Origin of the sequence: Sphingomonas pollutisoli, assembly GCF_029167165.1 — a bacterium.
GTDB classification, from domain to species: Bacteria; Pseudomonadota; Alphaproteobacteria; order Sphingomonadales; family Sphingomonadaceae; genus Sphingomonas; species Sphingomonas pollutisoli.
Genome location: NZ_JARFNJ010000032.1, coordinates 1 through 10,719 on the forward strand (window position 1 = coordinate 1; position 10,719 = coordinate 10,719).

Annotated in this window: 11 protein-coding genes; 5 read left to right on the forward strand and 6 right to left on the reverse strand. The window is 63.7% G+C overall.

The window, feature by feature from the left end:
• Positions 1-36: 36 nt before the first annotated feature.
• From PX554_RS26025 to PX554_RS26035, 3 genes are all read right to left on the reverse strand, one after another.
• Positions 37-2,232 carry a strawberry notch-like NTP hydrolase domain-containing protein gene (locus PX554_RS26025; protein ID WP_275504981.1) on the reverse strand — a complete coding sequence of 732 codons (2,196 nt, stop codon included), beginning with the start codon at positions 2,230-2,232 and terminating at the stop codon, positions 37-39.
• Positions 2,233-2,298: 66 nt separating this feature from the next.
• Positions 2,299-3,165: a DUF7146 domain-containing protein gene (locus PX554_RS26030; protein ID WP_155188057.1), complete on the reverse strand. Its 867-nt coding sequence runs from the start codon at positions 3,163-3,165 to the stop codon at positions 2,299-2,301.
• Positions 3,166-3,227: 62 nt separating this feature from the next.
• Positions 3,228-3,554 carry a single-stranded DNA-binding protein gene (locus tag PX554_RS26035; protein ID WP_155188054.1) on the reverse strand — a complete coding sequence of 109 codons (327 nt, stop codon included), beginning with the start codon at positions 3,552-3,554 and terminating at the stop codon, positions 3,228-3,230.
• Between PX554_RS26035 and PX554_RS26040 the strand changes: the two genes are divergently transcribed.
• The 5 genes from PX554_RS26040 to PX554_RS26060 all read left to right on the forward strand — a co-directional run bounded on the left by PX554_RS26040 (position 3,538) and on the right by PX554_RS26060 (position 8,182).
• Positions 3,538-3,834 (forward strand): hypothetical protein, encoded by a 297-nt coding sequence (locus tag PX554_RS26040; protein WP_155188051.1) that lies wholly within the window; start codon positions 3,538-3,540, stop codon positions 3,832-3,834. The two genes, PX554_RS26035 and PX554_RS26040, sit on opposite strands and share 17 nt — an antisense overlap.
• Positions 3,835-4,220: 386 nt before the next feature.
• Positions 4,221-5,309, forward strand: a complete 1,089-nt coding sequence (locus PX554_RS26045; protein ID WP_041865596.1) for a replication initiation protein — start codon at positions 4,221-4,223, stop codon at positions 5,307-5,309.
• A 194-nt stretch (positions 5,310-5,503) separates the two neighbouring features.
• Positions 5,504-6,706: an AAA family ATPase gene (locus tag PX554_RS26050; RefSeq protein ID WP_017183651.1), complete on the forward strand. Its 1,203-nt coding sequence runs from the start codon at positions 5,504-5,506 to the stop codon at positions 6,704-6,706.
• Positions 6,707-6,753: 47 nt separating this feature from the next.
• Positions 6,754-7,767 carry a ParB/RepB/Spo0J family partition protein gene (locus PX554_RS26055; RefSeq protein ID WP_275504982.1) on the forward strand — a complete coding sequence of 338 codons (1,014 nt, stop codon included), beginning with the start codon at positions 6,754-6,756 and terminating at the stop codon, positions 7,765-7,767.
• A gap of 64 nt (positions 7,768-7,831) precedes the next feature.
• On the forward strand, positions 7,832-8,182 hold the full coding sequence (locus PX554_RS26060; RefSeq protein WP_017183653.1) for a hypothetical protein: 351 nt from the start codon (positions 7,832-7,834) through the stop codon (positions 8,180-8,182).
• Between the two features lie 44 nt (positions 8,183-8,226).
• Here the strand turns inward: PX554_RS26060 and PX554_RS26065 are convergent, their stop codons facing one another.
• The 3 genes from PX554_RS26065 to PX554_RS26075 are packed head-to-tail and all read right to left on the reverse strand — an operon-like array spanning position 8,227 to position 10,570.
• Positions 8,227-8,910 (reverse strand): RES family NAD+ phosphorylase, encoded by a 684-nt coding sequence (locus tag PX554_RS26065; protein ID WP_275504983.1) that lies wholly within the window; start codon positions 8,908-8,910, stop codon positions 8,227-8,229.
• On the reverse strand, positions 8,910-9,308 hold the full coding sequence (locus tag PX554_RS26070) for an antitoxin Xre-like helix-turn-helix domain-containing protein (RefSeq protein ID WP_015449223.1): 399 nt from the start codon (positions 9,306-9,308) through the stop codon (positions 8,910-8,912). The genes PX554_RS26065 and PX554_RS26070 overlap by 1 nt, the downstream gene beginning before the upstream one ends.
• Positions 9,309-9,367: 59 nt before the next feature.
• Positions 9,368-10,570, reverse strand: a complete 1,203-nt coding sequence (locus PX554_RS26075; RefSeq protein ID WP_155188045.1) for a hypothetical protein — start codon at positions 10,568-10,570, stop codon at positions 9,368-9,370.
• Positions 10,571-10,719: the final 149 nt, after the last annotated feature.

Sequence of the window (10,719 nt, forward strand, 5' to 3'; positions counted from 1 at the left end):
GCAGCAACTGCGCACACTATCATGGGAATTCGCCGGTTACGCCGCGCTCCTCCGCATTACCGCTTCCTCGCGATAAGAGATCTTATGGCGAGCTGCGCATAAGATCGCCCAGGCATCGGCATAGGCATTGTAGACGGCGATCTGTTCTTCGCTGAGCCGATGCTCGAGGATGTCATATTCGACGCCGGCGAAGCTGAGCGCCCGCGCGGCATAGAGCCCCTGCGCCTTGAGGTCGCGGGCGATCAACTCCATCGCTGCGATGCCGCCGCGGCGAAGCGATTCCACGAAGGCCCGCCGGTTGGCGAAGGCCGTGTGCGGTCCCCACAATCCGAGGCGTGTCGCATAAGCGAGGTTGTTGACGTCCGAGGCGCCCGTCGCCGAGGCGTAGAGGATCCGGGCGCGCGGAGCGAGATTTTGGAGGCGCACGCCAGCGATGCCCTGTTCGGATCCTTTCGTGGCGCCGAACCGGCCCTCGCCACCGGCCACCCCGGCCATCTCATGCGCCTCGTCGAAGACGATGACGCCGCTGAAATCCTCACCCATCCATTCGATCAGCTGGCGCAGCCGCGTGCCCCTGTCACCGCGGTTGGAGCGCAGGGTGGCATAGGTCAGGAAGAGGATCCCATCGCCCAGCGCGATCGGGGTGCCGAGCTTCCACTGGTTGAGATGCTGGATGTCGAGCGGCAAGCCGCCAAGCGCCGACCAGTCGCGTCGCGCGTCTTCGATCAGCGTCTCGCTCTTGGATATCCAGAGGTGGCGGCGGTTGCCGCGCAACCACTGATCGAGGATGATGCCCGCCACCTGCCGTCCCTTGCCGGCGCCCGTGCCATCGCCAAGGAAAAAACCGGTCCGATAGGCGTTGCCGGCCTCTGCCGGCGACAGCGAAAGACCCTCCTCGCTAGATACGAACCGGCCCGGAAGGTCGCGCTCGAACGCCGCGCCAGCGTAGATCAGCGTTTCGAGCTGCGCGTCCGAGAGCAGGCCGTCGTCCAAGATCCTGGCCGGCAGCACGGGTTCATAAGCGACCGGCGGTGCGGCAATCGATCCCATTGCCTGCGATTCGACCAGCGCGCTTGGGTGCTCACGGGCATCGGCAATGAGCAGACGGCTCGGCCGATAGGGCAGGTAAATCCCTTGAGGTTCGCCCGTGGGCGCCGGCGCGTCGAGACGGTGATAGGCGACCGCGCGGGTCGTGGGCAGGGTCACCGCCACACGCGAGCTTACGGGGCGGGTCTGCCGCGTGAGGCTCCGGAACAATCCGCTGGGGCGGGAGATCGGCTGCGGCGTGGGGGCGCACGGGGGCGCCATAGCATCGATGGCCGCGAGCGCAGCGCCGAGCGTCGTACAGGTCTGGCGTGGGACGCAATCCCCTGCCCCGCCCTTTTCGAGGAGAATGAGCTGAACCGCTTGCCCGGTGCCGTGCTTGGCATAGGCATGGGGCGGCAGGTCGAGATGCAGCCGGGGCTGCGCGCCCGCGGTGGCGTGCAGCCAATCCGCGTCCCCTGTCTCGATGCGATCGGGAAGAATGACGGAGCAGCGCCCGCCTGGTGCGAGGCGCAAGAGCGCGGAGCGCAGGTGGCGAAGCGCAGCGTGGCGGTCGCGCCCCCGTCCCTGGCTCCGCGAGAAGGGCGGGTTGATGAGCACGACGCTCGGCACCAGTTGCGGATCGAGCATGTCGTCGATCAATTCGCCGTCATGCGTGCTCAATGTGCCCTCGGGAAGGGCATGACGCAGCAAACGCGCGCGCCAGGCATCGATCTCATTGAGGAGAAGGCGAGCGCCGGCAAAATGACCGTGTACGGCCAAGAGCCCGGTCCCGGCCGAGGGCTCGAGCACGATATCGCGTGCCGTGATCGCGGCTGCCCTGGCGGCAAGGAAGCCGATCGGTGCCGGTGTCGAGAATTGCTGGAACGCGACCTGCGTTTCGCTACGCACGCTGTGCGTCGGAAGCGCCGCCGTCATGGCGATCAGCTGGGCGAGCCGCACATTCGCATCTGTCGGGAGTGTCGTGTTCTTCAGATGGAGGATCTGCGCGAGTTCGAGCACATCATAGGCGTCGCGCAATGACCATGAGCCATCCGCGCTCGAGCCACCGAAGGCGGAGGTCATCCTGGCAAGGAGGTCGTTACGTGCAACCGGACGGCCTTCGGACAGCCGGTCGGCTATGCCTTGAGCAGCGGTCCGGGCGGGATCATCGAGCGGCAGCGTGAGCGCGAGGGGTTGTGTGGCCATGGGGTATCTCCGGGTCTGACACCTGGCATCAGCGCCAGGTCATCAGCCTGAAGGCCCCCTCCCCTCTCAGGCCGCCTCGGCGGCCCGGCGGACACGCCAAGCATCATTCCAGTCCGCGTGCCGTTCCGGGAGGCGGAGCACCAGTTCGCGTCCATGGGCTGTGAGATGCGGCCGAGCTTTTTTGAGCATGGCGGCAGCGGCGGCACCGCGATCACCATAGACGATGATGCGTTTGACCCGTTCGGGGATGGCGACGAGTCCAAGGCGTTCGACGCCGCCCAGCGCCCAGGTTGGCGTTCCGAACCAGGCCATTGCCGAAAGGGCGTCCTCGATGCCCTCAGCAAGGCCAAGCTCCTCTCCGGCCGGCGCCAGACGGATGGCCGCGTTGCCAAGCAGGCCAAGGGCAATCTTCGGCTTTGACAGGGGCTTGTGCAAGATGTCAGCGAGATCGAGGCAGGTCCGCTGGACGGCCACGACGCCCAGATCGTTCTCGACCGCAGCGATCATCGCCGGAAAGAACCGGCGCTGGTCACCTGCCCCGACAATGGTGCGGGGATTGTAGCGCAGACAACGCGGATAGGGAGGAGCAAGACCGCGTGCGGCAAGGTAATCGGCCGCTGGCGAGCCGGCTATGGGCTGGCTTGCCTTCCATAGCCGAAGCGCGAGAGCGCGATGGTCGGCCACCGCCTTCGGGCGCGGCATGGTGAGCGGCACTGCATCGTGAAGTTTGCGCCGGCGCAGGGCAGTCAGAACGTCACGCGTATCGCAGCCAGCAAAGCAGTGGAACAAGATCGCCCGTTCGCCCAGGCGCACTGACAGGCTGGGGCCATGATCGTCATGAGCCGGGCAACGGCATTCGCCGCGCGTCCCGCGCCACGTTCCGCCGAGGGCCTCGACAATGGCTTTGGCGCGATGGGAAGCAGCTAAGGGCATCAACTAATCCTTGCAAAGTGGTGGAGCGCCGCTGCCGGTTGTGCCCTCCCCTCTCCGCCAATTCAGCCAGGCATGCCCTTGGCTGCGAGGATACCGAATTCCTCGACGATGCGATCGGTTGTGTAATGGGTCACGCCGTCGCGTTCATAGGAGCTGTCCTTGAGCCGCCCGGCAATCCGCACCAGATCCCCGACTTGGGCTCGGTCGGCGATATGCTTGCGCTGGCCCTCGCTGAAGACGCTCACGCGGTTCCAGTGACTGTCTTCCTGCCATTCGTCATCGTCACCCTTGCGGCGGCAATTCGCGCAGACCGACAGCAGGGTGACTTTCGGTCGCGCATCGATTTCGCCGATCCGGCCGATGATCTCGAACTTGGCGAAGTTGATCATGCACCCTCCATTCGTGACGTCCTTTGGCGAGGAAGCCTATCGTGGACGGCCAACTTCGCGTATCCCTCCAGGCAGGGGGATTGAACGTTTGCTTCAAGCGCAGCGCCAATCTCTTTCTCAAAATAAAAATATCAAAACGCCGCTGCTCGCAGCGGAAGCTTTTCCGATTCAAAAGGATTCAGATTCGGGAAGCCGAAAGCCCAGCGTTTCTGCGGGCTTGAGCAAGCCTATCCTGACCGGACGGGGGATTTTGCCTGCCCTTGTGGGGGCTCATTCCTGACCGATCGGGGGATGCAACCTGACCGGTTGGGGCTTTCCTGACCGCATGGGGGCCAGGCTCTGTTGGGCGCGATTCGCTCGTCATATCGCTCGTCAGGGACGTTCTTCGGCCTCCGCGCGGCCGTTTGCGCGGGTCAGATCGCTTTGAAACGCGACTCGGCGTACTTCCTTGTGTTTTGCCGTTTCGGGGTGAACTTCCATCCTGACCTCTTGGGGGCCGAAACCGCCGTCTATCCTGCCCTGACTTGACGCAAGAGGACAGGTCAGGCAGATTTTCTTCCACGCCGGACGAATCGGTGCAGACTTCATGGCATGGATGACGAACAAGCCCTAGACCACGCTGTAACGCCCTCCCCCGCCGGTGATGATGCTTCTCCGGGGCGGGCGATGCGGGTGGCTGCCGCCCTGCAGGCCAAGGGCGGTGACGAGTTCGCCAAGCCCGGCAGCATCGTCGAGGTCAAGTTCGTCAAAGGCCAGTCGCTGAGCCTGACCGCTTCGCGTTTGCTTGCGCTGATGATTTTGACTGCGGGCGGTGATGCCTGGGAGGACCGCCCGCACAAGATGCGAAAGGCGGACATTCGCCGCGGCCACAAGGGCAATGAGCGCATATCGGATATGCTCGAGGAACTGCATCGCACGCTTTTCGCGGTCGATGATAAGTCCTGGCGCGGCAAGAAGGCGACGCTGCGCTTTTCTCTGATCTCGTCATCGCGCGAAGAAGTGGAGGATGAGGAGGGCGCGGAGGCGGGGTGGATCGAGTGGGAGTTCACGCCCGAGGCTCGGAAACTGATCCAGGAATCGGAGACCTATGCGGTCCTGAACCGGCAAGCGGTGCTCGGCTTTCGGTCGACCTATGCGCTAAAGCTATACGAGATCGGGGCATTGCGGCTGCATCGACGCCAGTCGCTATGGAAGGGCGACATGACGGCACTGCGTGCGCTGCTCGGCATCGCGCCAGACGTTTACAAGGACTTTGCGCAGCTGCGCCGCAAGGTTCTCGAAAAGGCGAAGGCCGAAATCGACCAGCTCGCTCATTTCCGTGTGGAGTGGCGGGAGATCCGTCAGGGTCGAACCGTCACCGAGATCGAATTTCGTTTTGAGCCAAAGGATGCGCCTGAGCAGATAGCAACCGTGGATGAAATTGCCCGACACTCTGCGGGGAGGAAGGCGAGGCGCGAAGACGAGGTCGAGACTGTGGCCGTCGAGGCCGTCACGCAGGCGGCGGTGGCGGCCTTGGTATCAAAGGATAAGACTGGGGCAGGGGAGGTCACCTTCCCGAACGGCACGATCCGATTTGGGTCGGACACGCTCGCGGCCATTGGCCGTTCGGCCGGCGGTGGTTGGGACATCGATCTGATTGCCGACGCCTATCGCGCGCAGATGGGTGAGAGGCTGGCGAAGCTGAAGGGCGCCAAACTGATCGCGTCTTGGACCGGCTTTTGCGAGAGCTTCCTGGCGCGGCGCGGGCGCCCTTGAGCCGAAATTGCACCGGTGCAATTTCAGGGTGGCTAGCCCCCAAGAGGTCAGGTTGTAGGCGTGCACGAAAGGCTGGCGGCGCAATTCGAGGCAATTGGGCCGACCGGGCCTACTCATTTGCGAAAATAAGCCTTTCATTGACCTAAAAGTGCAAATTGAGCTATGCCCCCTACAGTTTCGCAAGGGGGCCTCTCTTGGCTGCATCACTCGATATTGAGGGCACGCAGGATCTGCTGTCCGTCTCAACGCTTGCACAACGGACCAGCTCTGTTCTCGAGCGGCTCCGCGACTCTGCGCGTAGCGCCCGGGCGGACGAACGGCGCGAGCCCACCTTCCCGATCGGTAAAGCGGCCGAACTGGTCGGCCGGACCGCGGCGGCCATTCGCGAGGCCGAGAAGGACGGCCGCTTGCCGCCGCCTCCGCGAACCGAAAATAATCGGCGCGTCGGTTATACCCTGGCGCAGCTCAACGACATGCGGGGATTGTTCGGCACCCGGCCCTGGCGGGCTGCCACCGACCCCTGCTGCGTCATCGCGGTGCAGAACTTCAAGGGCGGGGTCGGGAAATCGACCCTGTCGGTGCATCTGGCCCAATATCTCGCGATCAAGGGCTACCGAGTGGCCCTCATAGATTGCGACAGCCAGGCGTCGGCAACGACCCTGTTCGGCTATGTTCCCGACCTCGACCTAACCGAGGAGGACACGCTCTATCCGTTCCTGCGGCACGACGACATGGAGTCGCTCGATTACGCCCTGCGCAAGACTCACTTCGACGGCCTCGAGCTTGTCCCGGCTAATCTCCGGTTGTTCCAGTCGGAATATGAAATCGCGGCGCGTATGGCGCGCGGGCAGGGGAACCTGATCGACCGCATGGCACAAGGCATTGCGAGCATAGCCGATCGGTTTGATGTCGTTGTTCTCGACCCGCCGCCGGCGCTCGGCGCGATCTCGCTTTCGGTGCTGCGTGCGGCCAATGCGCTGGTCGTGCCGGTGCCGCCGACGGTGATGGACTTCTCGTCGACTGCAGCCTTCCTCGCCATGCTCGACGAGACCATCGAGACGCTGGCCGATCGCGGCTTGGCCCCGTCGCTGCAGTTCTTGCGCTTCGTGGCCTCCAAGGTCGACGAGAACAAGTCGATGCAGAAGGAATTGCTGAACCTGATGCGGACCCTTTTCGGCCACGCGATCGTGCGCACACCGCTCAAGGATTCGGCGGAAATCGACAATGCGACGGCGCGGCTGATGACCGTCTATGAGCTTGACGGACCTGTCACCAGTTCGGCGGTGCGCAACCGCTGCCTCGCCTATCTCGACGGCGTGAACAGTGAAATTGAGGTCGACATCCGGTCGATGTGGCCCAGCCATCTGGCGCGCTTGCGCAAGGAGGGCCTCGCCTGATGCGAGCAAAATTGCACCGGTGCAATTCCGGGTAGAAGGGGTGGATGATGAGCAAGAAAAACGCCAACTTCGCGGCTGATCTGGTCGCCGGAATCGACCCGGGGGCGCAAGCCCCAGCGGCGCGGCGCCCTGGCATCGGTGCGAGCGTCCTGGCGGGTCGAGAAAGCCGACTTGCCGAATTAGCGACGGGCAGTGTCGTCTCACGCACCCATGAACTCGTTGATCCGGCACGTTGCCGGATGTGGGCCGGGCACAACCGCGAATATGCGCTGCTTAACGAGGAGCGGTGCGCCGATCTCATCGAGAGCATTAAAGCGCAGGGAAAACAGGAAATGCCCGCCATCGTCCGGCGGGTGAAGGACGATCCTGCTTTCGATTTCGAGGTGATCTGCGGCGCGCGCAGGCATTGGACGATCAGCTGGCTTCGCGCCCATAACTATCCGGATTTCCGCTTCCTCGTCGATATCCGTAGCTTGACGGACGAGGAGGCGTTCCGGCTTGCTGACCTCGAGAACCGGGCGCGCGATGATCTTACTGACCTGGAACGTGCGCGCGACTATTTGCGCGCCCTCGACGCCTATTATGAGGGGCGCCAGAAGGTCATGGCCGAGCGAATCAATGTGACGGAAAGCTGGCTTAGCCGCTATCTCGACCTTGCCCGGCTGCCGGCGGAACTGATGGCCGCCTTCGCCCTCCCGCAGGATCTCAGAATCAAGCATGTCACCGCGATCAAGCCGCTTTTGAAACCGGAAGACCGGCGCCAGCGTGTATTTACTGAGGCGACGCGGCTCGCGGAGGCGCAGGCCAATCGCGGGGTGCCGATGCCGGTTCCTGACGTCATCCGCGCGCTCGCTTTGGCCGCCGATCCCCCCAAGAGGTCAGGTTCCCCCAAGAAGTCAGGAAAGCCAGAAACGATTGTGTCCGAAGGAGGGAAACCACTGCTGAAAGTGGAGGCGGTGGATCGTAAGGGTCTCAAGCTCACCCTGCTTCCGCAGGCCGGTGGTACGCGGGCTGAAGCGGAGGCCGCGTTGAAAACCCTGCTCGATCAGCATTGGTGCTAGGACAATCTTCAGCGGTTCTGAGATGTGAGAGTTTTGTCTTCACATGTTGAATATGGACTGCCCAATGACTGCAGCCTTCCAGGATGACATTCGCGAGAATGAGATCATCGCCCCCCGTCGTCTGGCGGAGCGCCTGCGCTTCTCCATGGCGCATTTGGCTCGCGTTGCTCGCCTGGATCGTAAGGCTATGACTCTGTATCCCTCCGCCCCGACCGTGCAGATTAAACTGGAGGAAATAGCCCGAGTTATAACGCGAGCGGCAGAACTTGCAGGCGAAGAAGGCAAGGCGGTTATCTGGTTCAAGCATCAACCCCTTTCTGGAGTTGGGAAAACGGCGGCGGAATTGGTTGCGAATGGCGATATCGATATCGTCATGGAAGATCTCGATCGTATGGCTGCCGGGGTCTATTCCTGACAGGCGTCACTCGAGGCCGAAAGGCTAGCTTGTCCGCAGGACCTTTAGGCGAATGTCTTCTTCTCGTAGACGGTGACAATCGCCCGGCCATCCCAAACGTAGCACAGGTGCCGCTCCTGTCGGCAGTTGGCGAGTAGGCGAGGGCGGAACACCGCGGCGCACTCGCCGTCGGCGTCGCGCACGCTTTGGTATACGATGCCATCCGAACCTTGCTTACGCAGGTGTCGGCCAAGCGCCTGGCCGGCGGCATAGCTGTCCGGGGCGTAGAGGGCAGGGCGTTCATCCCGCAGGCCGCGAATATCGTGGAGCATGGCGTCCAAGTCGACCGCGTAGACGCGCATGTCGAGTTCCTGCGCCGGTTCGTGGGTGTACACCATGAAGCGGGTTCGGTGATGGCTCGTCTCGGCAACCGCAGTCTCGATGGTGTTGGCAGCATAGAACAACCCGAAACTGCCGTCACAGAATCGGCTGCCATCTGGATTTAGGTGGGTGAACGCTGCCATGATCGCCGACGTCCCGGGTCCTGATACGCGGTCCTCCGGTGGGACGAGCGCGAGGTCCCCGACCTCGTCGCGAAGCCGGTCGTTGGTCATCGCCTCGATTGCATAAACCGCTTCTAAATCGGCCGGATCCGCGACGTCTTCAAACAGCGATATGGGCGGGAACCGGCTTGCGACGATCCGATAGCACGGCTGCCACCGCACTTGAGTCGTCGTAAGGGCATCCATCAGCCGCGCTGCGCGTCGATATATTGGCGCACCACGTAGAGATCGGCGACATTGCCCGAGGCCATCCGCTCGATCGCCGGGCGTCCGGCGAACAGCGGCGCCTCATTGGGTTTGCGTACCCATTCGTTCGCGGTACGGGGCAGGAGCATCTTCAACCCCTTGTAGATCCCCATGACATAGGAGATGCGCTCCAGCGCATCCTTGGGAATCGCCGCGACGGCGCCGCGCTTCCAGGTCTGGAAGGTCGAGCGGCTGTCGAGTCCCAGAAGCTTCATCTGCTCGGCTTCCTTAAGGCCCCAGGCGTCGGCAATGCGGAAAAAGGTGCGCAGCGCCGGACCGCTCAGATCCTTGCGGCTAGGCGCTTTGGCGGGGACGCCGGAATGGGCAGCTGTGGCCATTGGCCATCTCCTTCTTTCTCTGTCTATGTATGATATCTGTACATACCGTCAAGAGGAGATCATTTTTCATACACGCCTAATGCTCGCGAGGCGGCGTCAGGATGGCCAGAACTGCCGGCGAGCAGCCGGTCGATCTCACCCATCGCCGCGTCGAACTCGGCGAGCGCCGGATGGGGGAGCGCGAGAGCGTGGTCCAGGGGTGCCGACAAGAGATCCCTTCGCGGCGCTTCGGCTACCAGCAGAACCTTGCCCTTGATGCTCACGCGCCGCGCGATGCCCGCTGCGACTAGCGCGTCGCCGATCGCATAGGTGCCGCGCCGGCTGATCCCGCACGCCGAGGTCATCTGATCGAGCCCGAGCGGCGCAAAACCAGCGAGCAGGATCCACACCTGCGGTGCCCGCGCGCTCGAGCGCAGGTGCCCCAGATGCTCGCGCATCAGCGCCGCGCGCCGTCGCGCTTCCGCGACCAGCTCTGCAAGCCGGGTAGCGCTGGCGTGGAGAGTTCGCGCTGAGACAAGGGCGCGTTCGCCCGGCCAGAGCTGCGGTTGAAGCGTTTCGGCGGTCACCGCGCCGGGGCAGGGGAGGGCAAGCTGCCACGCACCGCACGCGGTCAGCCGCCGCCCCAGCGAGGCATCGACCGCCCAGAGCGGGGTGCGCGGGGCGGCCTGCTCGATCGCCACCGTGCGGTTTCCAAGCGAACGGATGTGCACGGTGCGTTCCAGCGGCGCGAACAGCGGATCGGCGCGCAGCAGCCCGTAGAGGCGCGCCAGACCCGCGAAGGGCAGGGGGGGCTCGTCATCCGCGCCGGCCTGTTCCATCAGCGTGAGCGCTCTGCCGATCGCGTCGTCCGCCAGCGCATCTTCGGTTTGCATCGGGCGGTCGGCCCCGAAGCGAGCGGCCAGAGCGATGGTCTGCGCGGCGTCGGCGAGCGGTTCCCACGGATGATGGCTGAGATCGCCCAGCAGGGCGCGGACCACGGCATAGGCGGAGCAGGCGGTGAGGGGCGTCTCTTGGGGGCCGCGATCGAGCCCGGCGAACCAGGCGTTGAACTGGTGTTCGGCGTCAGCAAATCCCGCCTGCGCCAAGGCCGAGAGCAGCACCTCGCGCAGCAGCCCTACGCAGAACAGCCGCTTTTCGGTATCGGTGAGGCCGGCGAGGAGCCCGTCGAGCCGGCCGAGCGCCAGTGCGCATTCGCCTTGCGCGAGCGACAGCTCTTCGGGTGGGGCGTCGCTGTCAGCGGCGAGGGGATGGAAGCGCTCCATACCGAATGTGTAGTGAATGCAAAAACACTGCACAACTGCTCGGATGGTTGGTGAATGAACATGTGATAATTGCAGTTATCACATAAGCAGATTTGACCGTTCTTCATAAGGTGGGCTACAAGCGCGGCTGAGGAGCGAGGCGCGTCGTG

Excerpts from the sequence above, each read along its gene's own strand:
- PX554_RS26035 (WP_155188054.1), bottom strand. The coding sequence starts at position 3,554 with ATGATCAACTTCGCCAAGTTCGAGATCATCGGCCGGATCGGCGAAATC.
- PX554_RS26075 (WP_155188045.1), bottom strand. The coding sequence starts at position 10,570 with ATGGAGCGCTTCCATCCCCTCGCCGCTGACAGCGACGCCCCACCCGAA.
- PX554_RS26065 (WP_275504983.1), bottom strand. The coding sequence starts at position 8,910 with ATGGATGCCCTTACGACGACTCAAGTGCGGTGGCAGCCGTGCTATCGG.
- PX554_RS26025 (WP_275504981.1), bottom strand. The coding sequence starts at position 2,232 with ATGGCCACACAACCCCTCGCGCTCACGCTGCCGCTCGATGATCCCGCC.
- PX554_RS26030 (WP_155188057.1), bottom strand. The coding sequence starts at position 3,165 with ATGCCCTTAGCTGCTTCCCATCGCGCCAAAGCCATTGTCGAGGCCCTC.
- PX554_RS26070 (WP_015449223.1), bottom strand. The coding sequence starts at position 9,308 with ATGGCCACAGCTGCCCATTCCGGCGTCCCCGCCAAAGCGCCTAGCCGC.
- PX554_RS26045 (WP_041865596.1), top strand. The coding sequence starts at position 4,221 with ATGCGGGTGGCTGCCGCCCTGCAGGCCAAGGGCGGTGACGAGTTCGCC.
- PX554_RS26060 (WP_017183653.1), top strand. The coding sequence starts at position 7,832 with ATGACTGCAGCCTTCCAGGATGACATTCGCGAGAATGAGATCATCGCC.
- PX554_RS26055 (WP_275504982.1), top strand. The coding sequence starts at position 6,754 with ATGAGCAAGAAAAACGCCAACTTCGCGGCTGATCTGGTCGCCGGAATC.